Origin of the sequence: Massilia litorea, assembly GCF_015101885.1 — a bacterium.
GTDB lineage: Bacteria > Pseudomonadota > Gammaproteobacteria > Burkholderiales > Burkholderiaceae_D > Telluria > Telluria litorea.
This window is the reverse complement of sequence record NZ_CP062941.1, coordinates 799,767-822,646: the sequence shown is the minus strand read 5'-3', so window position 1 is coordinate 822,646 and position 22,880 is coordinate 799,767. Positions and strand designations below refer to the sequence as shown.

Annotated in this window: 21 protein-coding genes; 16 read left to right on the top strand and 5 right to left on the bottom strand. The window is 64.3% G+C overall.

The genetic code is table 11. The features are described 5' to 3' along the window. Positions 1-7 precede the first annotated feature (7 nt). Both LPB04_RS03620 and pth read left to right on the top strand, forming a co-directional pair. Positions 8-604 (top strand): 50S ribosomal protein L25/general stress protein Ctc, encoded by a 597-nt coding sequence (locus tag LPB04_RS03620; protein WP_193687426.1) that lies wholly within the window; start codon positions 8-10, stop codon positions 602-604. Between the two features lie 109 nt (positions 605-713). Then, entirely contained in the window at positions 714-1,298 is a 585-nt protein-coding gene (gene pth / locus LPB04_RS03615; RefSeq protein WP_193687425.1) for an aminoacyl-tRNA hydrolase, read from the top strand. A gap of 26 nt (positions 1,299-1,324) precedes the next feature. Here the strand turns inward: pth and LPB04_RS03610 are convergent, their stop codons facing one another. After that, a complete protein-coding gene (locus LPB04_RS03610) occupies positions 1,325-2,854 on the bottom strand; it encodes a vanadium-dependent haloperoxidase (protein WP_193687424.1) in 1,530 nt (509 codons plus the stop codon). Between the two features lie 213 nt (positions 2,855-3,067). Here LPB04_RS03610 and LPB04_RS03605 point away from each other — a divergent pair, with 213 nt between their 5' ends. Beyond that, entirely contained in the window at positions 3,068-4,165 is a 1,098-nt protein-coding gene (locus LPB04_RS03605) for a patatin-like phospholipase family protein (RefSeq protein WP_193687423.1), read from the top strand. 114 nt (positions 4,166-4,279) lie between these two features. Then, on the top strand, positions 4,280-5,371 hold the full coding sequence (gene ychF / locus LPB04_RS03600) for a redox-regulated ATPase YchF (RefSeq protein WP_193687422.1): 1,092 nt from the start codon (positions 4,280-4,282) through the stop codon (positions 5,369-5,371). Between the two features lie 277 nt (positions 5,372-5,648). Here ychF and LPB04_RS03595 read toward each other — a convergent pair whose 3' ends face one another. Together LPB04_RS03595 and LPB04_RS03590 are read right to left on the bottom strand one after the other, a co-directional pair. Then, on the bottom strand, positions 5,649-6,392 hold the full coding sequence (locus LPB04_RS03595; protein ID WP_193687421.1) for an ABC transporter ATP-binding protein: 744 nt from the start codon (positions 6,390-6,392) through the stop codon (positions 5,649-5,651). Between the two features lie 8 nt (positions 6,393-6,400). Next, positions 6,401-7,201 carry an ABC transporter permease gene (locus LPB04_RS03590; protein WP_193687420.1) on the bottom strand — a complete coding sequence of 267 codons (801 nt, stop codon included), beginning with the start codon at positions 7,199-7,201 and terminating at the stop codon, positions 6,401-6,403. A gap of 1,009 nt (positions 7,202-8,210) precedes the next feature. Between LPB04_RS03590 and LPB04_RS03585 the strand changes: the two genes are divergently transcribed. From LPB04_RS03585 to LPB04_RS03570, 4 genes are all read left to right on the top strand, one after another. Then, on the top strand, positions 8,211-8,522 hold the full coding sequence (locus tag LPB04_RS03585) for an antibiotic biosynthesis monooxygenase family protein (protein ID WP_193687419.1): 312 nt from the start codon (positions 8,211-8,213) through the stop codon (positions 8,520-8,522). A 105-nt stretch (positions 8,523-8,627) separates the two neighbouring features. Continuing rightward, the gene (locus LPB04_RS03580) at positions 8,628-10,610 is read left to right on the top strand and encodes a PhoX family protein (RefSeq protein WP_193687418.1); all 1,983 of its coding nucleotides are present in this window, start codon (positions 8,628-8,630) and stop codon (positions 10,608-10,610) included. 149 nt (positions 10,611-10,759) lie between these two features. Beyond that, positions 10,760-11,605 (top strand): MOSC domain-containing protein, encoded by an 846-nt coding sequence (locus LPB04_RS03575; protein ID WP_193687417.1) that lies wholly within the window; start codon positions 10,760-10,762, stop codon positions 11,603-11,605. A 98-nt stretch (positions 11,606-11,703) separates the two neighbouring features. Next, the gene (locus LPB04_RS03570; RefSeq protein ID WP_193687416.1) at positions 11,704-12,825 is read left to right on the top strand and encodes a DUF484 family protein; all 1,122 of its coding nucleotides are present in this window, start codon (positions 11,704-11,706) and stop codon (positions 12,823-12,825) included. Between the two features lie 122 nt (positions 12,826-12,947). Here the strand turns inward: LPB04_RS03570 and LPB04_RS03565 are convergent, their stop codons facing one another. Continuing rightward, positions 12,948-14,927 carry a monovalent cation:proton antiporter family protein gene (locus tag LPB04_RS03565; RefSeq protein WP_193687415.1) on the bottom strand — a complete coding sequence of 660 codons (1,980 nt, stop codon included), beginning with the start codon at positions 14,925-14,927 and terminating at the stop codon, positions 12,948-12,950. 87 nt (positions 14,928-15,014) lie between these two features. On the opposite strand from LPB04_RS03565, the gene LPB04_RS03560 reads away from it, so the two are divergent. The 8 genes from LPB04_RS03560 to LPB04_RS03525 all read left to right on the top strand — a co-directional run bounded on the left by LPB04_RS03560 (position 15,015) and on the right by LPB04_RS03525 (position 21,706). Beyond that, entirely contained in the window at positions 15,015-16,037 is a 1,023-nt protein-coding gene (locus LPB04_RS03560) for a KpsF/GutQ family sugar-phosphate isomerase (RefSeq protein WP_330635406.1), read from the top strand. Beyond that, positions 16,038-16,568, top strand: coding sequence for a KdsC family phosphatase (locus LPB04_RS03555; protein ID WP_193687413.1), 531 nt, complete (start codon positions 16,038-16,040; stop codon positions 16,566-16,568). It begins immediately after the preceding gene. 44 nt (positions 16,569-16,612) lie between these two features. Then, positions 16,613-17,215 (top strand): LPS export ABC transporter periplasmic protein LptC, encoded by a 603-nt coding sequence (gene lptC, locus LPB04_RS03550; protein ID WP_227496604.1) that lies wholly within the window; start codon positions 16,613-16,615, stop codon positions 17,213-17,215. Positions 17,216-17,230: 15 nt separating this feature from the next. Further along, positions 17,231-17,821, top strand: a complete 591-nt coding sequence (gene lptA / locus LPB04_RS03545) for a lipopolysaccharide transport periplasmic protein LptA (RefSeq protein WP_193687411.1) — start codon at positions 17,231-17,233, stop codon at positions 17,819-17,821. Continuing rightward, on the top strand, positions 17,821-18,582 hold the full coding sequence (lptB, locus tag LPB04_RS03540) for an LPS export ABC transporter ATP-binding protein (protein ID WP_193687410.1): 762 nt from the start codon (positions 17,821-17,823) through the stop codon (positions 18,580-18,582). Before lptA ends, lptB begins: the two co-directional genes overlap by 1 nt. Before the next feature lie 38 nt (positions 18,583-18,620). After that, positions 18,621-20,087, top strand: coding sequence for an RNA polymerase factor sigma-54 (locus tag LPB04_RS03535; RefSeq protein WP_193687409.1), 1,467 nt, complete (start codon positions 18,621-18,623; stop codon positions 20,085-20,087). Positions 20,088-20,150: 63 nt separating this feature from the next. After that, positions 20,151-20,507 (top strand): ribosome hibernation-promoting factor, HPF/YfiA family, encoded by a 357-nt coding sequence (gene hpf, locus LPB04_RS03530; RefSeq protein WP_193687408.1) that lies wholly within the window; start codon positions 20,151-20,153, stop codon positions 20,505-20,507. A 113-nt stretch (positions 20,508-20,620) separates the two neighbouring features. Further along, positions 20,621-21,706, top strand: coding sequence for an enoyl-CoA hydratase/isomerase family protein (locus tag LPB04_RS03525; RefSeq protein ID WP_193687407.1), 1,086 nt, complete (start codon positions 20,621-20,623; stop codon positions 21,704-21,706). 159 nt (positions 21,707-21,865) lie between these two features. Here LPB04_RS03525 and rapZ read toward each other — a convergent pair whose 3' ends face one another. After that, positions 21,866-22,729, bottom strand: a complete 864-nt coding sequence (gene rapZ, locus LPB04_RS03520; protein ID WP_193687406.1) for an RNase adapter RapZ — start codon at positions 22,727-22,729, stop codon at positions 21,866-21,868. Between the last annotated feature and the right edge of the window lie 151 nt (positions 22,730-22,880).

Genomic DNA, 22,880 nt, shown 5'->3' with positions numbered 1-22,880 from the left:
GTTTCACATGAAAGTAGTTGCATTCAACCGCACCCTGCAGGGCACCGGAGCGAGCCGCCGCCTGCGCAAGGCTGGCCAGACCCCAGGCATCATCTACGGCGGTGCAGCAGCCCCGACCCTGATCGCCCTGGACGGCAACGCCCTGTACCACGCGCTCAAGAAAGAAGCTTTCCACGGTTCCGTGCTGGACCTCGAAATCGAAGGCCAGACCCAGCAAGTCCTGCTGCGCGACTTCCAGATGCACGCATACAAGCAACTGGTCCTGCACGCTGACTTCCAGCGCGTCGACGCTTCGCAGCCGATCCACACCAAGGTCACCCTGCACTTCATCAACGCCGAGACCTCGCCAGCCGTCAAGCTGAGCGCTGCCGTCATCTCGCACGTGCTGAACGAGCTGGACGTGTCCTGCCTGCCAGGCAAGCTGCCTGAGTTCATCGAAGTCGACCTGGGCAACCTGGAAGCCGGTGCCTCGATCCACGTCAACGACCTGAAGCTGCCGGAAGGCGTGACCGCGCTGACCCACGGCCAGAACCTGACCATCGTCACCTCGTCGATCCCACGCGGCGCCGTTGCTGCCGAAGCGGAAGCCGAAGAGAAGAAGTAATTTACTTGCCGCGCGAGCGGCTTGTGAAACAGAACCCGCCGTGCGCAAGCCGGCGGGTTTTTTATTTCCCCACTTGAGCGATAATCATCCTTTTCCTGACGCGACCGCTATGTCCATCCGCCTCATCGTCGGCCTCGGCAACCCAGGCCCCGACTACGAACAAACCCGCCACAACGCCGGCTTCTGGCTGGTCGACAACCTCGCCAACAGCTTGCCCGGCTGCCGCCTGCAGCGCGAAAGCCGTTTCAATGCGTTGATGGCGAAGACGGCGATCGCCGGCAACGAGGTCTGGCTGCTCGAGCCGCTGACCTTCATGAATCGTTCCGGCCAGTCGGTCGGCGCGCTGGCCCGCTTTTATAAAATTAACCCGGACGAGGTGCTGGTCGTCCACGACGAACTCGACCTGATGCCGGGCGTGGCGAAACTGAAAAAGGGCGGTTCCTCGGGCGGCCACAACGGTCTGAAAGACATTACGGCCGCGCTCGGCACCCAGGAATACTGGCGCCTGCGCCTCGGCATCGGTCACCCGCGCAGCCTGAACCTGCAGCAGGGGGTGGCCGACTTCGTGCTGCACCGCCCGCGCAAGGACGAGCAATCGCTGATCGAGGAATCGATCGACAAGGCCCTGCGCATCATTCCGCTCGCCGTCGAAGGCAAGCTCGACACGGCGACGATGCAGCTGCACACCGCCTGAGCCTTGCCTAGGCCAATGTTCAATATTCAGGGCGTCGCGTTCGGCACGGCATCCGGCCGCACCAGCCCGCGCAAGAATACATAGTCCGCGATCCGGTGGCCGAGCGCCACCCCTTCGGTCTTGTCGAACTGCCAGTGGACGCCCAGGTAGATCCGGCTCTGCCCGTTTTCTTCTTCCGCCTGCGACAGCGTGCCGAAGCTGCGCGCCAGACGCGGCCGCGTCCGCCCCTGGTTGTCGCGCGTGATCCCGTTGAATTCGTCGGACACGAAGGTGAACGGCAACCGGTCGCCATAGACGTGGCGCAGCATGTGGAAGAGGGCGCCGCCCAGACCGGCGTGACCGGACACATAGGCCGGGAAGGGCGGCGTGAAGTTCGGGCCCGTCAGGTTGCTGGCCGGCGCCCCGAGCGGCGTCCAGCCGGGATCGCCAAGCGTGGCCGGATTGCCGTCGCCCAGGCCACTGGGGCCGCTGCCCGGGCTGGCTTCGCGCACCGCCGTCACCGGGCGCCAGAAATCGTAGTCGTATTTCGACTGCCACACCGCCATCGTCGCGTCCGCCATCGCCACGTTGACCAGGGCCAGCACGCGCGCCAGTTCGAGCGCGTCCCTGCAGTGCGCCAGCGCCAGCTGCACCGCGATCTGGTTGTACAGGCGCACCGGCGTGCCGACCCAGGCCGTGCCGTCATAGGCCCAGTAGATCCCGGCCACCGTCTGTTCAAGCGTGCGCCGCGTCGGCGTGCGCACGCCGTCGCCGCCCAGCTGTTTCACTTCGTCGAAGGCGCGGGTATACGCCTCGCTCGCCAGCGACGGCGGCGGCGGCGCCCGGAACTGGCCGCTCGACTGCAGCACGAAGGGCCGCACGCCTTGCCAGAAGGCGCCCAGCGCAATCGGACTCCCGCTGATCGGATCGGGGCGCCACACGCCGGGCGCATTGCCGACCTGGTAGTCCACGCCGACGATCGGCTCGCCATAGTAATTGCCGTCGCTCGCGCGCAGCGCCAGGATCGCGGCCGCCGCGCGGCGTCCGACGTCGCTGCCGTTGAGCGTGGCACGCCCGGGCGGCAAGCTTGCCAGGTCGGCGCGCAGCCAGGCATCGAAGCGCTCCGCCTGGCGCGGATAGAGTGCGACGAGCGTATCGTGCGCCGCCTGGGCGATGGCGGCATCCTGCGAACTGTCGGCAAACGCCGGCAGCGGCCCGCTGTAGCCGGGATAGCGCTTGAGGATGGCGTTCATGGCGTCGTAGACGGCGATCTGGACGATCGCCATCGCCCGGCTGGTGCGCGTCGGTCCGAGCTGTTCCGCTTCCAGCGCCGCGCCGGAGACGATTGCCGGGGTATGGTCGAGCGCGTTGGCGCGCTGCGCCGCCTCGTTCCAGAACGCGATGCGCGCGCTCGGGTTCGGCCCGGAAGGCAGCGCATAGCGCGGCGGCAGCTCGCGCGTGCCGGGCTGGACCTGGTAGGCCGGGCCGCCGCCGATGGGCGGTTGGGAGCCGGCCCAGGCCAGCGAATTCAGCAGCGAGCACAATAGCAAGCACACCAGCGCAACGCGCGACTTCATGGCGACTCTCCTGTCGGGATGGAGTCGTGCGGTCGGCCCGGCTCCTGCAATCGAGCTTAGGAACGGACGAGTCAAAAAACAAGCGAAACGGCACCGGACCTTGATATCGCCCAGCCGAAATTCTGCTCTGCATTAAATGCCGCACGCTATTCTTTCTCCCAGTCCAGCAAGGCCGGCCTGTGAGGCGTCGCGCCTCCTGCGATAATTGCACGCATGAGTGCACTTTCCTTCCACGCCGGCCCGCGCGCGCTGGCCCGGATCCGCGCGCAGGGCCTGCGCGCCGCCGATATCGCCGTCATTCCCGCCGCCGCCGGCGGGCCCAAGGGTCTGATCTTCCAGGCGCTCGACCAATATGTGTTCGGCGAGTGGCTGCCCGCCAGTCCGCGCGAGCGCACCCTGATCGGTTCCTCGATCGGCGCCTGGCGCATGGCCGCGGCCTGCCAGCGCGACCCGGTACGCGCCTTTGCGCGCCTGGGCGCCCTGTACGCCGGCCAGCGCTATTCCAGCACCAAGCCCAGCGTCGGCCAGATCAACGAGGTCGTGCAGGGTTTATTGCACGAATTCGTGAGCGGCCACGAGGACGATATCCTCGGCCATCCGCAGCACCACCTGCACTTGCTGGCCGTGCGCGGCAAGGGAGTACTCGCCGAGCCCGCGCACCGGCGCGCCGAGATGCGCGGCTTCGCGGCCGCGGCACTGACCAATGTCGCCTCGCGCGAACGCCTGGGCGGTTTGCTGGAACGGGTCGTGATCGCCGATGCCCGCGCTCCGGCCCCCTGGCTGCGCGACAGCTTCGACGGGTTTACGACGCATTTCTCGACGCTCACGCGCGCCAACCTCGCCGCCAGCCTGCTGGCCTCCGGCACCCTACCGCTCATCATGCAGCCGGTGACCGGCATCGAAGGCCTGCCTCCCGGCTATTACTGGGATGGCGGTATCATCGATTACCACCTCGCCTTGCCCTATGCCCGCCTCGAGCGGGAAGAGCCGGATGCCATCGTCCTGTATCCGCACTTCAATGAGCACATCGTGCCCGGCTGGCTCGACAAGGCGATGCCCTGGCGCCGCTGCGCGCGCGGGCCGAATCGTGCCTGGCTCGACAATGTCCTGATCGTCGCGCCGACTCCGGCCTTTCTTAAAACCCTGCCGCGCCAGAAACTGCCCGACCGAAGCGATTTCAAGTATTACGGACTCGACCACGACGCGCGCATCCAGGCCTGGTCGCAGGCGATGGGGGAGGGCCAGAGATTGCGCGACGAGCTGGCCGCCTTCATCGAACGGCCCGACTTGTCGCGCCTGCGCGCGATCTAGCGCCAAATCCCGGGCGATGCGCCTGTTTTTGCGGCATTCGTCTTCGGCCCCGGTTACAATATGGGGTTACGAGCCGCGCTCCCGGGCTCACCACCATCGAAAGAAAGAATTCCCATGAGTCTCCAATGCGGCATCGTCGGCCTGCCCAACGTCGGCAAGTCCACCCTGTTCAACGCGCTGACCAAGGCCGGCATCCCGGCTGAGAACTATCCGTTCTGCACCATCGAGCCGAACGTCGGCGTGGTCGAGGTGCCGGACCCGCGCATGCAGGCGCTGGCCGACATCGTCAAGCCGGAGCGCGTCGTGCCGGCAATCGTCGAATTCGTCGACATCGCGGGCCTGGTGGCCGGCGCGTCGAAAGGCGAGGGCCTCGGTAACCAGTTCCTGTCGCACATCCGCGAGACCGACGCCATCGTCAATGTGGTGCGTTGCTTCGAAGACGACAACGTGATCCACGTCGCGGGTAAAGTCAGCCCGATCGACGACATCGAAGTCATCCAGACGGAATTGGCGCTGGCCGACATGGGTGCCGTCGAAAAGGCGATCCACCGCGAAAACAAGAAGGCGCGCTCGGGCGACAAGGATGCGGCAAAATTGGTCGCCATCTGCGAACGCCTGCTGCCGCACCTGAACGAAGGCCAGCCAGTGCGCACCCTGGGCCTGGACGCCGACGAGATGGCCCTGATCAAGCAGCTGTACCTGATCACGGCGAAACCGGCGATGTACGTGGCCAACGTCTCGGACACCGGTTTTACGAATAACCCGATGCTGGATCAGCTGACCGAATTCGCGAAGAAGCAGAACGCGCCGATCGTTGCCATTTCCGCCGCCATCGAAGCCGAAATCGCCGACCTCGACGACGCCGACAAGGCCGCCTTCCTGGGCGACATGGGCATGGAAGAACCGGGCCTGGATCGTCTGATCCGCGCCGCCTATAAACTGCTCGGCCTGCAGACCTATTTCACCGCCGGCGTGAAGGAAGTGCGCGCCTGGACCGTGAAGGTCGGCGCCACCGCCCCGCAGGCGGCCGGCGTGATCCACACCGACTTCGAACGCGGTTTCATCCGCGCGCAGACGATTTCGTATGACGACTACATCGCCTACAAGGGTGAGTCGGGCGCCAAGGAAGCGGGCAAGATGCGTGCCGAAGGCAAGGAATACGTCGTCAAGGATGGCGATGTGCTGAACTTCCTGTTCAACGTCTAGGCATGAGGTCGGAATCCGCTGGATTCTGACGGACAACTAATGCCCCGGTTTCCCTATCGAGCCGGGGCTTTTTCTATCCATCTCTGTCCGGCAGAGGTCGTCGCCATCCTGTCATTTACCGGGCGCGATGCCGGTGTGGAGTGAGAGACTCGGCGGTCAAAACCGGTATGGCGCGACCAGGCGAGACTGATGCTGACCGATACCCAATGCTGCAACGCCAATATCGGCACCGCCATTGGCGGAGCTGGCAGTCTGCTGCGCTACACTCGTTCCATGCTCAGTTCCCGAAATAGGCAGCGGCAACATCTTCAGCCGGCCCGTCCATACGGATTTTTCCATGCTCGAGCCAGATCGCCCGGTTGCACGTCTCCAGCACCAGTTCGCGCGTATGGCTGGCAATGACCAGGATGTTCGTGGCCTGGACCAGTTCGCGCATGCGCGCCTCGGCCTTGTGCTTGAAGCCCTGATCGCCCACCGAAAGCCACTCGTCCATCAGCAGGATCTCTGGCCGCACCGTGGTCGACACCGCGAACGCCAGGCGCAGATGCATGCCACTCGAGTACGTGCGCAGCGGCATGTCGATGAAGTCACCCAGTTCGGAAAACGCGACAATCTCGTCCATGCGATCTTTCAGCTCCGCCTTGCTCATTCCCAGCAGGGCACCGCGCAGGTAGATGTTTTCGCGGCCGGTTGCTTCCGTGTCGATACCGAGCGAGATGTCGATCAGCGAACCGATTTCACCCTCGATCCGGGCGCTGCCGTGGGATGGCATATATACGCCGCTGAGCAGGCGCAGCAGCGTGCTCTTGCCGGCGCCGTTGTGGCCCAGCAGGCCCACGCGGTCACCGTCACGCAGCGTAAAGGACAGCCCTTCGAGCGCGCGCACGACCACGCGGCCAAGCGGGTCTGCCCCAATCTGCCCGCCAGTTGCGGCCGAGATCAGGCGCTTCTTGAGTGAGCGTCCACTTGCGTTGTAGATCGGAAAATCGACGGCAACGTCTTTGAATTCAATAGAAGCCATAAGTCACTTCACAGCCAGTAGGCGATACGGCGCCGGTAGCGGCCAAATACGAACAGCGCCACGATCCATCCGACGACCGCCAACGCACCTGCAACCACCCAGTTGGTGACACTCGGCGCCTGGCCGAGCAGGGGAGCGCGGATAATTTCGAGCAAATGGTAGACCGGGTTGAGGTCAAGCAAATACATGCCGGCCCTCTGTGGCAGCAGCTTGGGCAACCACATGACCGGCGTCAGGTAGAAAACTACCTGCAGTACGCTCGTCACCATTTGCGGCAGGTCGCGATAGCGTGCGCAAACAATGGCGAGCAGCAGGGCGATCCAGCTGAGATTGAGAACGCCGAGCGCAAGGCCCGGAATGCTCAGCAGTGCAACCCAGCCGAGTGTCTTGCCAAAAACAAGAAGCACAATCGGAAAAATCACCAGGTTATGCAAAAGGATGAGCAGATTGCGCCAGATCATGCGCATGATGTGCACGAACATCGGAATCGGCAACTGCTTGATGATGTTTTCGGCAGTGATGAAGCCAGTTGCGCCTTCAGTGATGATGTTCGAGATGAAGGCCCACAGGATCAGGCCGATGGTCAAGAACGGCAGAAACTCTTGCATTGGAGACTTGAAAATCTGCCCGAACACGATGCCGATGGTGGCAATCACGACACCCATGCTCAGCGTGATCCAGAACGGACCCAGTGCCGAGCGGCGGTAACGCGCGCGCACGTCCTGCCAGCCGAGTACACCGACAAGCGAAATGCGCTTGGTTGCTGCAACAATATCCAGCAGCGCGCTTGCAGTAGGACGGTTATTCATTGTTTGGATGCAACAATAGATCAAGGGCTGGCATTTTAACCTACAGGCCCAAATCCTGGATAAATAATGTAAGCGAGTGTCTCGTTCTCGTCCCGATCCTGCGAAGGCTTGCGCCACGCCAAGAGCGCGCTGTGGCGCCAGGATGTGACCTCAACCGGATCTCCCATCGCTTCGCACTCTGCCCGGCCGATCGTGGAAGCATCGTCATTGCGAGCGGCAGATATCAGCGGCCAACGCACACAGGCGCGACGCGGTCTGGCATGGAAAGAGGTCAATGATCATGCGCAACCCACGACCGACTGGCGCGCCGCGCCGACCCGGCGCGATGCCCGAACGCAGCAGCGATTTTGCCCACCGTGGCAGAGGCGCATGCCGAAGCGCCAGCCGACCAAGGCAGCGGGGGAAGGTTTTGTTGTGGAGATGAAATCGCTAAATTATAACGAATGCTTTGAAGACGAACGGTTCTTCGTAGCGGAACGGACTAGATGCAAGCTGGAAATACGTATCATAGCAGCCTTACCCCGCTCCGATTACTCATCCGTCTATGCATAGCAGTTTCGCTCGGTGTGCTCTCGAGTTTTGCTTTTCTCATAACGTCGGCAAAACCCAATTTGGACGTTGCGCTAATCGCAAAGATCGATCGCAATTCACTCTCAACCGGCAATGGAATATCCGTAGCGTTGCCTGCCGGTGCCGCTAATTCTGTTGTCGCGCACGGGTGGAATCGTACGGATAATACATTTACGATTCTTTTCCTTCCCATGTAATAGAAACGTACCTGGCATGTGGCGCGCACGCTGCGTGCGCGACAAGTACAGGTCTGCGCTTTTGATCAGACAACCGGGTACAGAACCGGGTGCGATTTTGACGATCTTACGATATGGCCTGGAAGCGAGGCGGATTTCAGGCCGAATTTTCTGTTCAACGTTTAACATCCTGAAACCGGAGTCCGGCGGATGACCAAAGCCCCGCTGCCTTCACGTATCGGGGCTTTTTATTTGAGGATGCGATGATCAGAGTAATCTACCGCTGGAGCGTGGACCCCGAGCGTGGAGGGGAATTCGCCGCGGCGTGGCGCGAGGTGACGCGCTGCATCCAGCAGGGCTGCCCCGATGCGCGCGGCAGCGTCGTGCTGAAAAGCCAGATCGACGCGAATGTCTACCTTGCAGTGGCGCGGTGGGACGGCATCGATGCTTGGCGGGACAGCCGCGAGGCGGAAGACATCGTTCCCGCGCCCCTGGTCGAGCGCATGCGGGCAGCGGCGGGCGGACCGGCGGGCTACGAAATCTTCGACGAATTGCCCGACTGGGCTCTGCACTAGGCGAGGCGGCATGCTGTCATCAGCCTGACATACACCTCCACTATTGTGCTCCTCCATGGACGCGGCCACCGCCGCGCGCAATCACGCAACCCTGGAGAGAAACGCATGAACCCGACGACCCCCGAACTGTCCCGCCGCCGCCTGTTGCGCATGCTGGGCGCCGCCCCGATGCTGCCGCTGGGGAGCGTTGCCGCGGCGTCGTTGCTGACCGCCTGCGGCGGCGGCAGCGACGACGCGTCGGACGCGCTGGCCCCGAGCGCACCGGTCGCCACCCTTGGCTCGATCAGCTTCAGCTCGATGGCCGCGCCGACGCTGGCGAATGCCGCCGCGATGGCGACCAACACGGTCGGCTCGACCATGACGGTGAATTTCAGCGATACCAGCAAGCTCGATTTCAAGCTGGCCTATCAACCCTTCTTCATCACCGGCGATCTGGTCGCCAACGGCAACGGCGGCACTGTCCTCGCCGGCGGGTACTACGACATCCAGAACAAGCCGATCATCGACGCCACCGTTCCCGGCCGCGAACGCCAGTTCTTTTCCGACGCGCCGGACGGCACCTCGCTCCTGACCGTGCCGAACGCCAGCGTGGCGGGTGTCAAAGGCAAGCCGGTGTTCGCCGTGGTGCAGTTCGAGTACACGACGTTCGCCCAGGATGGCAAGACCGGCATGTACGGCCGCCTGCCGTCGCCGATCGGCGTGCTGACCCTCGACCAGGATCAGGCGACCGGCAAACTGAGCCTCGTGAAATACCACAACGTCGACACGTCCAGCGTCGAGGGCCTGTGGATCACCTGCGGCGCCAGCCTGTCTCCCTGGGGCACCCACCTGTCGAGCGAGGAATACGAACCGAACGCTTTTACGGCGGCAAGCGATGCGCAATTCAAAGCCTTCAGCAAGAATTTGTACGGCAGCGAGACGGCGGCCAACCCGTATAACTACGGCCACCTGCCGGAAGTGACGGTCAACCCGGACGGTACGGCCTCCATCAAAAAGCACTACTGCCTGGGCCGCATCTCGCACGAACTGGTGCAGGTGATGCCGGACCAGCGCACCGTGCTGATGGGCGACGACGCCACCAACAGCGGCTATTTTGTCTTTGTCGCCGACAAGGAAAAAGACCTGTCGAGCGGCACCCTGTATGTCGCGAAAGTCGGCGCCGGCTTCTCGCTCGATCCGCAGGGCGCCGCCGCGCCGCTCACCTGGATCAGGCTCGGTTCCGCCACCAGCGCCGAGATCCGCGCCCTGGCCGCCTCGCTCAAAGCAACCGACATCATGGACGTGCGCACGCTCGATCCGCAAGACCCGACGTTTACCCGGGTGGCGGCGAACGGCGCCATCGAGTGGATCAAGCTGAAACCCGGCATGGAAAAGGCCGCCGCTTTCCTCGAGACCCACCGCTACGCCGCCCTGGTCGGCGCCTCGATGGGCTTTACGAAAATGGAAGGCACGACCGTCAACGCGGCGGACAAGGTCGCCTATTCGGCGCTGCAGAACTGCCAGAGCGCGATGGTGGCGGGCAATGCGCTGAACGTGCCCGGCAATGGCATCTCGATTCCGAAGGCCCTGAATGCCGGCGCCGTGATGGCTTTAAAACTGGCGGGCGGCCAGAAGGATCTTGGCGGCGCGGCCATCAACAGCGAGTGGATGCCGGTCGATGTAAAAGCGCTGCTGACCGGCGAAGACATTCCCGCCGACGCCCTCGGCAACACCGCCAATCCGGACCGCATCGGCAATCCGGACAATTTGAAATTCTCGGAAAAGATGCGCACGCTGTTTATCGGCGAAGACAGCGGCCAGCACGTGAATAACTTCCTGTGGGCCTATAACGTCGACACCAAAGTGCTGTCGCGCCTGATGTCGATTCCGGCTGGCGGCGAGTCCACCGGCCTGCATGCGGTCGATGAACTCAACGGCTGGACCTACATCATGAGCAACTTCCAGCACGCGGGTGATTGGGGCGGGATTCACAACGTCGTCAAGACCACCCTCGATCCGCTGGTGCGCGCGAATTACAAGGATAAATTCGGCGCGGCGGTGGGGTATCTGACGGGGGAGTTGAGCCAGATGAAGCTGGCCAAGGCCTGATGGTTTACCGCGCGTCGCTTTTACAGGCGGCGCGTGGTCGTTGACGGTGTAACGCGTGGGCTCTCGAGCCCACGCGTTTGCACGACCAGCATTCATGCGGCCCGATTGATGCGATACTGTCGACCCTTCGACACGCACCCATCGCAGCAATGCCCACGCTCTCCCACCTCATCCTGTACCCGATCAAATCCTGCGCCGCCATGCCGGTCGATCAGGCGGTCGTCACCGTCTCCGGCCTGGCCGCGCACGGCGTGCACGACCGCGAATGGATGCTCGTCACCGATGAGGGCCAGTTCCTGACCCAGCGCGAGTTCCCACGCATGGCCACCATCAATCCGCGCGTCGAGGATGGTGCGCTGGTGGTCACCGCTCCCGGCGCGTGCCCGCTGCGCCTGCCGCTGGCCCTGGAAGCGGTAGCACCTACGCGGCGCGTGCAGATCTGGGACGACGTGGTCGACGCGATCGACTGCGGCGACGGGGCCGCCGCCTGGTTCGGCGACGTGCTCGGCACCCGCTGCCGCCTGGTGCGCTGCAAGCCCGATGCGGCCCGCCCGACCAGCGAAAAATGGACTGGCGGCGCACCCTCGTCCGCGCGCTTCGCCGACGCCTATCCGCTGCTGCTGATCGGCGCATCGGCACTCGACGAGATCAACGGCCGCATGCGCGCCGCCGGACGCGCGGCCCTGCCGATGGACCGCTTCCGCCCGAACCTGGTGGTCGCGGACACCGACCCGTTCGAAGAGGACTACACCGCCTCGCTGCGTGCGGGCGAGATCGTGATCCGGCCGGTGAAACCCTGCGCGCGCTGTCCGATCCCGGCCATCGACCAAGCCACCGGCATCCCCGGCCCGGATCCGCTCGACATCCTGCAATCCTGGCGCGCCAGGGCGATCCTGGACGGGGCAGTGTGCGTCGGCATGAACTGCATCGTGAGCGAGGGCAGCGGCGGCATCCTGCGCGTCGGGCAGGCGTTCGAGGTCAGCCTGTCGTTTTAAGGCTGCGCCGGGCCAGCCGCGCGCGAAAAAAGCGGCAATCCCGTTCTCAATTGCCGAAAACTCACGTAATGTAACGGCTATTGCTAAAAGGAATGCCCATGCGCCAGCCGGACGCCGTATTGCCCGACCTGCGGGACCTCATTGCCGAGAACGAAGGCCTGCGTGCGCGGATCGGCTATGTCATGGAGCAGGCCCAACGCAATCACGAGATCATGGCGCGCCACCAGGCCTTCGACCTCGAAATCGTCGGCGCCTCGAATTTTCCGCAGCTGGTCGGCACGATCTTCCGCCTGCTGCCCGTCATTTCCGACCTCGACAGCGTGACCCTCTCCCTGGTCGACACCGACGCCGACATCTATACGGTGATGCACAAGCTGGGCGTCGATTTCGAGAGTTTTCCCAACCTGCTGTTCTGCGAGCACGCGGTCGAACTCGGCTTTGAGCCGGGCGAACGCCCGCGTCCGCGCCTGGGGCCGTATTCGCGCGCCGCGCATGGCGCGATGTTCCCGCATCCGCCCGCGGGCCTGGAAAGCGTGGCGCTGGTGCCGCTGCTGCGCAATAAACGCCTGATCGGCAGCCTGAACCTGGGCAGCTGCGACCCCCAGCGCTTCACCGCGGCGCTCGGCACCGATTTCGTCGAGCACATGGCCTCGATCATCGCGATCTGCCTGGAAAACGTGATCAGCAACGAGATGTTGAAATACATCGGGCTGACCGATCCGCTGACCGGCGTCTACAACCGCCGCTACATCGACCGGCGCCTGGTGGAAGAAATCGCGCGCGCCCAGCGCCAGAATTACCACATCTCCTTCATGTTCATCGACGTCGATTATTTCAAAAAGGTCAACGACAGCGTTGGACACCAGGCGGGCGACGACGTGCTGCGCGAAGTCGCGGCGCGCATCAAGATGGAATTGCGGGTGTCGGACGCGCTGGCGCGCTTCGGCGGAGAAGAATTCGTCGTCCTGCTGATCAATGCCGATTTGCAGGCGGCCGCCATGGTCGCCGACCGCATCCGCGCGGGCGTGGCCGACAAGCCCTTCGACCTGGCGGGCGGGCAGTACCTGAACGTGTCGGTCTCGATCGGCGTCGCTGCCCTCGACGATTACGCGCGCGACCATGCGATCGAAGGCGTGGCACAGGCGCTCGTCGCTTCCGCCGACGGCGCCTTGTATCAGGCGAAGGAAGCAGGGCGCAACCGGGTGGTCATGGCGGGGTGAAATGGCATTTACCGGGAACGTCGAACAGGCCCGTAGGGTGGGCGGCTTCGCCCGGAAGATCGAATATTGTTGGTTTTGACGCCGCCCACCCTGGGTCCCTTCGGCCCGTTGCACAGCGTTGCCTATAACAAGCGCCCCTCCGCCCGCGTCACCGCATCGCCCGACCCGCGCAGCACCACGACGTCTCCCGCCTGCAGCACCGTCCCCGGCATCGGTTCGATCCGCACCCGCACACGCCGGATGCCGCTGACTTCGGCCCCCAGCTCTTCCAGCCCGAGTTCGTCGATGCGCCGCCCGACCGCCTGCGCATCCGCGTTCAGCACCACCGAGTGCAAACGCACGTAGGTGTGCTCGGGGTCGTCGATCAGGTCGCTGGCGCCGTGAAAATAGCCGCGCAGGGAAGCGTAGCGTTCGTCCCGCGCGCTCTGCACGCGGTGCACCACGCGGCGCAGCGGTACGCCGACCACGACCAGCGCGTGCGAGGCCAGCATCAGGCTGCTCTCGAGCGCTTCCGGCACGACTTCCGTCGCCCCCGCCTGGCGCAGCAGTTCGAGGTCGCTGTCGTCATGGCTCCTGACGATCACCGGCAGCGAGGGCGCCAGCTCGTGCACCAGGTGCAGCACTTTCAAGGCCGCGCGCGTGTCGGCAAACGTAATCACCAGGGCGCTGGCGCGATTGATGCCGGCCGCGATCAGCGACTCGCGCCGTCCGGCGTCGCCGTAGGAGACGCTGGAGCCCGCCGCCTGCGCTTCCTGCACCCGTTCCGGATCGAGGTCGAGCGCATACCAGGGCAGCTTTTCGTCGGACAGCAAAGTCGCCACGCTCTGGCCGCTGCGCCCGAAGCCGGCGAGAATGACGTGCTTTTGCGCGGCCATCGTGCGGCTCGCCAGCTGGGTCAGCTGGAGCGACTGCATCATCCATTCGTTGGCGGCGATCTTCATGACGATCTGGTCGGACTTGGCGATGACGAAGGGCGCGACCAGCATCGACAGCACCATCGAGGCCAATACGAGCTGCATCAGGAACGGGTCGAGCAGCTTCGAGCCGGACGCCATGTTCAGCAGCACGAAGCCGAACTCGCCGGCCTGGGCCAGGGCGAGACCGGTGCGCATCGCGACCCCGTCCGAGGAACCGAAGGCCTTCGCCAGCGCCGCGATCAGCGCGAATTTCAGCAGCACGGGAATGGCCAGCAGCACCAGCACGAGCCACCAGTGGGTGATCACCACTTCCACGTTCAGCAGCATGCCGATCGTGATGAAGAAGAGGCCGAGCAGCACGTCGCGGAAGGGCTTGATGTCTTCCTCGACCTGGTGCTTGAACTGGGTTTCCGAGATCAGCATGCCGGCGACGAATGCGCCCAGCGCCATCGACAGGCCGGCGCGCTCGGTGATCCAGGCCGCGCCCAGCGTCACCAAGAGCAGGTTCAGCATGAACAGCTCCTGCGAGCGGCGCTTGGCGACAATGGTGAACCAGTTGCGCATCAGTTTCTGGCCGAAGAACAGCAGCAGGGCCAGCACCGCCGCGGCTTTGAGGCCCGCCCAGGCCAGGGTTTTCACCAGGTTTTCCGGGTCTTTCGCCAGCGCGGGGATCAGGATCAGGAGCGGCACCACGGCCAGGTCCTGGAACAGCAGGATGCCGATGATGCGCCGTCCGTGGTCGCTTTCCAGCTCCAGCCGCTCGGTCAGCAGTTTGACGACGATGGCGGTCGACGACATCGCCAGCGCGCCGCCCAGGGCAAAGGCGGCCTGCCAGCTGATGTGCAGCTGCGGCGCCCACATCGTCAGAACGAAGCCGCCCAGGATGGTGGCGACGATGGTCAGCACCACCTGCGCCAGTCCCAGCCCGAACACGATGCGCCGCATCGAGCGCAGCTGGGCCAGCGAAAATTCGAGGCCGATGGAAAACATCAAAAATACGACACCGAATTCGGCCAGCGCGTGGGTCGCGCCGGTTTCCGCCGCGAGGCCGAAAGCGTGCGGGCCGATCAGCACGCCGACGGCCAGGTAACCCAGCATCGGCGGCAGGTGCAGGCTGCGAAACACGACCACGCCGAGCACGGCGCTGCCGAGCAGCAGCAGGGTCAATTCAAGTCCGGATGCCATGCGTTTTTAAGATCTTTATGCTGAGCGATCGTGGTTTTGATACGTCTGGCAAGTTTTTTGCTTTCGCAATTCGTTTATACTTACAGAATGAGTGTAACCGATGAAAAAACAATGCTGAACAGTTTTGACGAGAACCAGTCGCGCCGCGTGCTGGAGCTGGCGCGCGAAACCCTGACCATCGAGGCCGACGCCATCCACGCCATGCACGCCCGTCTCGGCGCCGACGACAGCGTCGCCCGCGCGGTCGGCCTGATGTTCGCCTGCACCGGCCGCGTGGTGGTGTCGGGCATGGGCAAATCCGGCCATATCGCGCGCAAGATCGCCGCGACCCTGGCCTCGACCGGGACCCCGGCCATGTTCGTCCACCCGGGTGAAGCCGCCCACGGCGACCTCGGCATGGTGACCGACAAGGACGTGTTCATCGCGATCTCGTATTCCGGCGAATCCTCCGAATTGATGGACATCCTGCCGGTCGTGAAACGCATGGGCACGCCCCTGATCGCGATGACCGGCAAGCCGCAATCGCGCCTGGCGCAGCTCTCCGACGTCCACCTCGACGTCTCGGTGTCCAAGGAAGCCTGCCCCCTGAACCTGGCGCCGACCGCCAGCACCACCGTCACGCTGGCCCTGGGCGACGCGCTGGCCGTGGCGCTGCTCGATGCGCACGGCTTCCGCGAGGAAGACTTCGCGCGCTCGCATCCGGGCGGCGCCCTGGGCCGGCGCCTGCTGACCCATGTGCGCGACGTGATGCGCAGCGGAGAAGCGATTCCCGCCGTGACCCCGGATACGCCGCTCACCCGCGCGCTGCTGGAGATCAGCCAGAAGGGCATGGGCATGACGGCCGTGGTCGACCCCGGCTTCAAGCCGCTGGGTGTGTTCACCGACGGCGACCTGCGCCGCCTGATCGAGCGCATGCAGGACTTTTCGAATGTGACCATCCGCGACGTGATGCACGTCGGCGCGCGCACCGTGCACCCCGACCAGCTGGCGGTCGACGCGGTCGCGATCATGGAAGAGTTCCGCATCAACCAGATGCTGGTCGTCGATGAAGCGGGCGTGCTGGTCGGCGCGCTGCACATCCACGACCTGACGCGCGCCAAGGTGATTTAAATGACCCCGCTGGAACACATGACCCGCGCGGCGCGCGTAAAAGTGATGATCTTCGACGTCGACGGCATCCTGACCGACGGCAGCCTGACCTATGGGCCGGACGGCGAGGTCACCAAGACCTTCAACGTGCTCGATGGCCTCGGCATCCAGCTGCTGCAGAAGACGGGCGTGATCACCGCCATCATCAGCGCGCGCAAATCGCCGATCGTGCTGGCGCGTGCCCGCGACCTCGGCATCAACCACGTCTGGCAGGGCCACCATGACAAGCGCGTCGCGTTTGCCGAGCTGCTCGAGCAGACCGGCTTCACGGCCGAGCAGTGCGGCTACATCGGCGACGACGTGATCGACCTGCCGCTGCTGACGAAAGTCGGTTTCGCCGTGACGGTGCCGACCGGGCATCCGGAAGTGCAGCACCGTGCGCACTATGTGACGAAAGCCGGCGGCGGCCGCGGCGCCGTGCGCGAAGTGTGCGACATGGTCATGCGCGCCCAGGGCACGTACGAGCAGGCGCTCTCGCCCTATTTCGCATGAGTTCAAATGAATTCGACTAAGCGCTTAACCGCATGGCAACCTACGTGAACAAACGGACCGCGCACCGCTGGCGCCTGCTGGCCTTGATGCTGACGGCGGTCTTCTTCGCCTTCGGCAGCTTCTGGCTGCTGCAGGCGGTCCAGACCGACGATGCGACGGGCGTCGGCAACGGCCTGAACGAACCCGACTACATCGTCGAGAATTTCAGCTTCGTGCGCATGACCGAACACGGCGCGCCGCGCTACGTGGTGTCGGGCGCGCGCCTGGCCCACCATCCGGACAACGACGTTTCGGAAGTGACCAGGCCGGTCGTCGAGAGCATGGCGCCGGGCCGCCCGCGCATGACCATGCACGCCGACCGCGGCCAGGTCTACCACGGCGAAGACCGCGTCGAGTTGATGGGCAACGTCGACGTCAACCGCCCGGCCACGCCGAAGAGCGCGGCCCTGCGCGCGAAAACCGAGGCCCTGACCGTGCTGGCCGACGACGAGATCGTCAAGACCGATCGTCCGGTCCAGATGACGCTCGGCGCCGCCTCGGCCAACGGCGTCGGCATGGTGGCCGAGAACCCGACGCAGAAGCTGCACCTCGGCGGCCGCGGCCAGATCGTCTATCCGCCGCGTACGAGCCCCGCACCCAACCAATAACAGGAACGAGCCCTAATGAAAAACATCTTCGCCGCCGCCTTCCTTTCGCTGCTGTCGCTGACGGCAGCCCACGCCGAGCGCGCGGACTCGCTCAAGCAGGCCGTCATCAACTTCGATTCGCTCGACGTCGACGAAGTCACGCAGACGCGCATCCTGACGGGGAATGTGGTCCTCACGCGCGGCACCCTGATCCTGAAGTCGGACCGCGCGCTGCTCAAGGAAACCCCGGAAGGCTACATGAACGTCACGCTTACTTCGAACCCGGGGCGCGTGGCGACCTTCCGCCAGAAGCGCGACGGCGGCCCGGACCTGTGGGTCGAAGGCCAGGCCGAGCGCATCGAATACGACGAGCGGGTGGAACTCGTGAAACTGTTCTCGAAGGCGATCGTGAAGGAACTCGAGAACGGGCGCCTGACGAACGAACTCGATGGCGCCTACATCTCCTACGACAACCGCAAGGAAGTGGCCACCGTGCGCAACGACGCCAGCGGCGAGACCAAGTCCGGCGGCGGCCGCGGGACCCTGATCATCGCGCCGCGCCGCACTGCGCCCGCCGCGGCTCCAGCGGCGGCTCCGGCAGCGCCGGCAGCACCAGGAAAGAAATAATGAAAGATGCACGCGACAACCGCAGCACCCTGGTGGTGCGCGGACTGCAAAAAAGCTATGGCAAGCGCCTGGTCGTGCGCGACGTCTCGCTGGAAGTCGGCTGCGGCGAAGTCGTCGGCCTGCTCGGCCCCAACGGCGCCGGCAAGACCACCTCGTTCTACATGATCGTCGGCCTGGTGCCGTCGGACGCCGGCACCATCGAGATCAATGGCGCCAACATTTCGAGCCTGCCGATCCACCGGCGCGCGGTGATGGGCCTGTCGTACCTGCCGCAGGAAGCCTCGGTGTTTCGCAAGCTGACGGTGGAAGACAATATCCGCGCCGTGCTCGAACTGCAGCGCGACGACAACGGCAAGGCGCTGACGAAGGATGCCATCAATACGCGCCTCGACTCGCTGCTGGCCGAACTGCAGATCGAGAAGCTGCGCGAGAACCCGGCCCTGTCGCTGTCGGGCGGCGAGCGGCGCCGCGTCGAGATCGCGCGCGCGCTGGCGACCAATCCGCGCTTCGTGCTGCTCGACGAGCCGTTCGCCGGCGTCGACCCGATCGCCGTGATCGAGATCCAGCGCATCGTGCGCTTCCTGAAGGAGCGCGGCATCGGCGTCCTGATCACCGACCACAATGTGCGCGAGACGCTCGGCATCTGCGACCGCGCCTACATCATCAACCAGGGCGCGGTGCTGGCGTCGGGACGTCCCGACGACATCATCGCCGACGAGTCGGTACGACGCGTCTACCTGGGCGAACACTTCCGCATGTAGCAAGGCTGTAGCAACAACACGGGACACCGAGCGGCACCATGAAACAATCCCTGCAACTCCGGACTTCGCAGCACCTGGCGCTCACGCCGCAGCTTCAGCAGTCGATCCGCCTGCTGCAGCTCTCCACCCTTGAACTACATCAGGAGATCGAGCAGATCCTGTCCGATAACCCGCTGCTCGAACGGCTCGACGACCCGCTCGACCACTCGGTGCGCCTGCTGGCCGACGGCGCGATCAACAGCGCGCCGGCGCAAGCCGAGGCGCCGGCGCCGAACAACGAGGAGGGCGCCCCTGCGCCCGAGGCGGCCGAGGGCGGCGAAGGCGGCGAGGTCGAACGCGGCGAGTCCGAGGGCGACTGGGGAGAGGGTTCGCGCGCATCGAGCGGCGACGGCGACGACGACGGCCGCCCGCAGCTCGGCGCGGTCGGCGTGACCCTGCGCGAGCATCTGTGCGAGCAGATTCGCGTGACGGGCGTCACGGCGCGCGACCGCGCGCTGGCCGAACTCGTGATCGACGCGATCGACGACAACGGCTACCTGGAGGAGCAGCTCGACGAGATCCATGCGCGCTTGCCGGAGGAGCTCGAGGTCGAGATGGACGAACTGCGCTGCGCGCTGGCGCTGGTGCAAAGCCTGGACCCGGTCGGCGTCGGCGCGCGCAGCGCATCCGAATGCCTGGCGCTGCAGATCCGCGCGATGCCGGGCGTGCCGCTGGTGACGCGGCGCATGGCCCTGAAAATCGTCGAGGGGTATCTGAGCTGGTTCGCGCAGCGCGAATTCACGAAACTGAAAAAAGCGCTCGACTGCGACGACGAGGACCTGCGTGAAGCGCAGGCCGTGATCCGCCAGTGCAATCCGCATCCCGGCGCCGCCTTCGCGTCGAGCGTCTCGGATTACGTCGTACCGGACGTTATTGTCCGCAAGTCGAAGGGCGGCTGGAGCGTCTCGCTGAACAACGAAGTGATGCCGCGCCTGCGTGTGAACAACGTCTATGCGAATTTGCTCAAGCAGGGCAAAGGCGAAGGCCAGATGAGCGCGCAGCTGCAGGAAGCGAAGTGGCTCATTAAAAATATGCGCCAGCGTTTCGACACGATCCTGCGTGTTTCGCAGGCAATTGTGGAGCGCCAGAAGAACTTTTTCAGCCATGGCGCGGTTGCCATGCGTCCCCTTGTGCTTCGCGAGATAGCTGATACACTAGGACTACACGAGAGCACAATTTCTCGCGTGACAACTCAAAAATTCATGCTGACCCCGCACGGCATGTTTGAGCTGAAGTATTTCTTCGGAAGCCATGTCGCCACCGAAGCGGGGGGCGAAGCATCGTCTACGGCGATACGGGCGCTCATTGCGCAACTGACAGGAGCAGAAGACCCAAAGAACCCATTATCCGACAGCAAGATCGCGGAAATGCTCGGTGAACAAGGGATGGTCATTGCGCGCCGCACGGTTGCAAAATACCGCGAGGCACTCAAGATTCCTCCCGTCAGTCTCCGCAAATCCTTGTAACAGCGGCCCCCATGCGCACTCCCTGCGCGGCGCGGCGGCCGCTACATTTTCAAAGGAGTGTGTATGAATCTCACCATCAGTGGCCACCACCTCGACGTCACCCCCGCCATCCGTGAATACGTACAGAACAAGCTCGAACGCATCACCCGCCATTTCGATCAAGTGATCGATTCCCACGTCATCCTCGCGATCGACAACCTCACCGAAAAAGACAAACGACAGAAGGCCGAGATCAACCTGCGCGTCTCCGGCAAGACCGTACACGTGGAAAGTGTGGCGCAAGACCTGTATGCGGCGATCGATCTCCTGATGGACAGGCTCGATCGCCAGGTGATGAAATACAAGACGATGTTGAAGGACCATAGTCGTGAGGCGCTCAAGCGCCTGCCTGAAGGCGGAGAGGCTGCTGCTGCGATCTGATCGCGCATCGAGCACCGTCTGAACGAGGGCGCCGGAAGGCGCCCTTTTCATTTTGTGCGGTGGACGGCAGTGTCTTGGGTAAAATGCTTGTCTTTTCCATCAACGAATTCGCCATGACCGACCATGTCCTGACCCGCGTTGCCAACGGCACCGGCATCATCACGCTCGACCGTCCCAAGGCCCTGAACTCCCTCTCGCTGGCGATGGTGCGGCGTCTGACCGACATCCTGCTGGCCTGGCGCGACGACGCGTCGGTGTGCGCGGTCGTCCTCACCAGCAGCAGCGAAAAAGCCCTGTGCGCGGGCGGCGATATCCGCTTCTTCCACGAAGCCGGCCACGCGACCCCCACCGGCGGCAGCGCCCTGCTCGAAGATTTCTTCACCGAGGAATACGCGCTGAACCATCTGATCCACTTCTATCCGAAACCGTATGTATCGATCATGGACGGCGTGGTGATGGGCGGCGGCATGGGTATCGCCCAGGGCGGTCCTGAAACTGGCCTGCGCATCGTGACCGAGCGCACGAAGATGGCGATGCCGGAAGTGAACATCGGCCTGTTCCCGGACGTCGGCGGCAGCCATTTCCTGTCGCACGCACCGGGCCAGCTGGGCAACTACCTGGGCCTGACCGGACTGACGATCGGCGCTGCCGACGCGCTGTACGTTGGCCTGGCCGACGTCTTCGTGCCGGGCGCGCAGTTGGGCGAACTGAACGCGCTGATCGAATCGACGCCGGGCGCTCAGCTGGCTGACGCGATCCGTCGCTTCGCCGCGCGCTTCGCTGTGGACGCGGGTCAGAGCGTGCTGGAGACGCAGCGCGCCGCGATCGACGCGCACTTCGGCGCCAGTTCGGTGGCCGCCATCATGGCCTCGCTGGAAAAGGACGAGAATCCGTTCCTGCAAAAGGCCCTGGCCGCGATGCGCCAGCGTTCGCCGCTGATGATGTGCGTGACCTGGGAGATGCTGCAGCGTGGGGCCGCGCTCGATGTCGCCGACTGCCTGCGCATGGAACGCTCGCTGGTGCGCCGCAATTTTGAACACGGGGAAGTGCTGGAAGGCGTGCGCGCGCTGGTGATCGACAAGGACAATGCGCCTGCCTGGAATCCGCCAACGCTCGACGCGGTGACTCCGGAAATGGTGGAGCGGTTCTTCGAACCTGTCTGGCCGGATCACGCACACCCGCTGCGGCATTTAAGCTGATAACTGTCGCGTAACGCAGGGTGGGCTCCCCGAGCCCACGCGGCGATACGTGGCAGCGAGATCATCCGGCACGAAATCGGAGCCCGCGCGTATCACCGCGTGGGGTCGTTGAGGCCAATGGCCTCAACGACGGTTTCACTAGAGCCCACCCTACGGGAGCTACGACTGCTCGCGATGCCTCAGCACCACGCGCTCGCTCTCGTTGAAATAGGCCGCCAACCGCTCCGCCATGTACACCGAGCGGTGCTGCCCGCCGGTACAGCCGACGGCCACCGTCAGGTAGCTGCGGTTGTCCGTCTTGAACGAAGGCAGCCACTTTTCCACGAACTTGCAGATATCGTGCAGCATCTCGGTGGCGCTCGGCTGGGCCTCGAGGAAGGCGATCACGGGGGCGTCCTTGCCGGTCAGCGGGCGCAGCGCCAGGTCGTAATACGGGTTCGGGATGGCGCGCACGTCGAACACGAAGTCGGCGTCCAGCGGGACGCCGACCTTGAAGGCGAAGGACTCGAAGAACAGGGTCAGCGGTGCGTGCTGGACTTCGGCCAGTTCCTTGATCCAGCCGCGCAGTTTATTCGCCGATGCCTCGGAGGTATCGATCACGTGACCGAGCTGCTCGATCGCGCCGAGGCGTTCACGCTCCTCGGCGATGCATTCGATCAGCGTGCGGCGCGAGGCCGGGTTTTCGCCCGGGCGCAGCGTGTGCGACAGCGGATGGCTGCGCCGCGTTTCGGAGAAGCGTGCCACCAGCGAATGGGTGCTCGAGGTCAGGAACAGCACCTTGACCTGGTGGCCTTCTTCTTTCAGCCGCGCCACCGTCAGCGGCAATTCGGTCAGCGATTCCGAGCTGCGGGCATCGACCGCGACGGCGAGCTTGCCCGTGCCTTCGCTCGACACGGCTTTCACCAGCTGCGGCAGCAAGGCCGGCGGCAGGTTGTCGACGCAGTAGTAACCCGCGTCTTCCAGAACATTCAGGGCAACCGATTTGCCCGATCCGGAGATACCGGTGATGAGAACGATGTGCATGGCGCGATGATACCGCAACCGTAGCAACTTTGTCCCCGATCGTCCCGATTTTGACCGGTTGAAAGCGCTTACCTTCCGATCGTGAACGTTAGCAGCGAATGCACGGGGGTTGTGACGCTTTTGCGCAGAGCGAGCGCTCTAATCTCCGCTC

What these genes read in the sequence shown, in the direction of transcription:
- LPB04_RS03575 (WP_193687417.1), top strand. Translation starts at nt 10,760, where the DNA reads ATGCCCACGCTCTCCCACCTCATCCTGTACCCGATCAAATCCTGCGCC.
- ychF (WP_193687422.1), top strand. Translation starts at nt 4,280, where the DNA reads ATGAGTCTCCAATGCGGCATCGTCGGCCTGCCCAACGTCGGCAAGTCC.
- LPB04_RS03580 (WP_193687418.1), top strand. Translation starts at nt 8,628, where the DNA reads ATGAACCCGACGACCCCCGAACTGTCCCGCCGCCGCCTGTTGCGCATG.
- LPB04_RS03555 (WP_193687413.1), top strand. Translation starts at nt 16,038, where the DNA reads ATGACCCCGCTGGAACACATGACCCGCGCGGCGCGCGTAAAAGTGATG.
- LPB04_RS03585 (WP_193687419.1), top strand. Translation starts at nt 8,211, where the DNA reads ATGATCAGAGTAATCTACCGCTGGAGCGTGGACCCCGAGCGTGGAGGG.
- rapZ (WP_193687406.1), bottom strand. Translation starts at nt 22,729, where the DNA reads ATGCACATCGTTCTCATCACCGGTATCTCCGGATCGGGCAAATCGGTT.
- LPB04_RS03525 (WP_193687407.1), top strand. Translation starts at nt 20,621, where the DNA reads ATGACCGACCATGTCCTGACCCGCGTTGCCAACGGCACCGGCATCATC.
- LPB04_RS03620 (WP_193687426.1), top strand. Translation starts at nt 8, where the DNA reads ATGAAAGTAGTTGCATTCAACCGCACCCTGCAGGGCACCGGAGCGAGC.
- LPB04_RS03595 (WP_193687421.1), bottom strand. Translation starts at nt 6,392, where the DNA reads ATGGCTTCTATTGAATTCAAAGACGTTGCCGTCGATTTTCCGATCTAC.
- LPB04_RS03535 (WP_193687409.1), top strand. Translation starts at nt 18,621, where the DNA reads ATGAAACAATCCCTGCAACTCCGGACTTCGCAGCACCTGGCGCTCACG.
- LPB04_RS03590 (WP_193687420.1), bottom strand. Translation starts at nt 7,201, where the DNA reads ATGAATAACCGTCCTACTGCAAGCGCGCTGCTGGATATTGTTGCAGCA.
- hpf (WP_193687408.1), top strand. Translation starts at nt 20,151, where the DNA reads ATGAATCTCACCATCAGTGGCCACCACCTCGACGTCACCCCCGCCATC.
- LPB04_RS03570 (WP_193687416.1), top strand. Translation starts at nt 11,704, where the DNA reads ATGCGCCAGCCGGACGCCGTATTGCCCGACCTGCGGGACCTCATTGCC.
- LPB04_RS03605 (WP_193687423.1), top strand. Translation starts at nt 3,068, where the DNA reads ATGAGTGCACTTTCCTTCCACGCCGGCCCGCGCGCGCTGGCCCGGATC.
- lptB (WP_193687410.1), top strand. Translation starts at nt 17,821, where the DNA reads ATGAAAGATGCACGCGACAACCGCAGCACCCTGGTGGTGCGCGGACTG.
- LPB04_RS03610 (WP_193687424.1), bottom strand. Translation starts at nt 2,854, where the DNA reads ATGAAGTCGCGCGTTGCGCTGGTGTGCTTGCTATTGTGCTCGCTGCTG.
- LPB04_RS03560 (WP_330635406.1), top strand. Translation starts at nt 15,015, where the DNA reads ATGAGTGTAACCGATGAAAAAACAATGCTGAACAGTTTTGACGAGAAC.
- lptA (WP_193687411.1), top strand. Translation starts at nt 17,231, where the DNA reads ATGAAAAACATCTTCGCCGCCGCCTTCCTTTCGCTGCTGTCGCTGACG.
- pth (WP_193687425.1), top strand. Translation starts at nt 714, where the DNA reads ATGTCCATCCGCCTCATCGTCGGCCTCGGCAACCCAGGCCCCGACTAC.
- LPB04_RS03565 (WP_193687415.1), bottom strand. Translation starts at nt 14,927, where the DNA reads ATGGCATCCGGACTTGAATTGACCCTGCTGCTGCTCGGCAGCGCCGTG.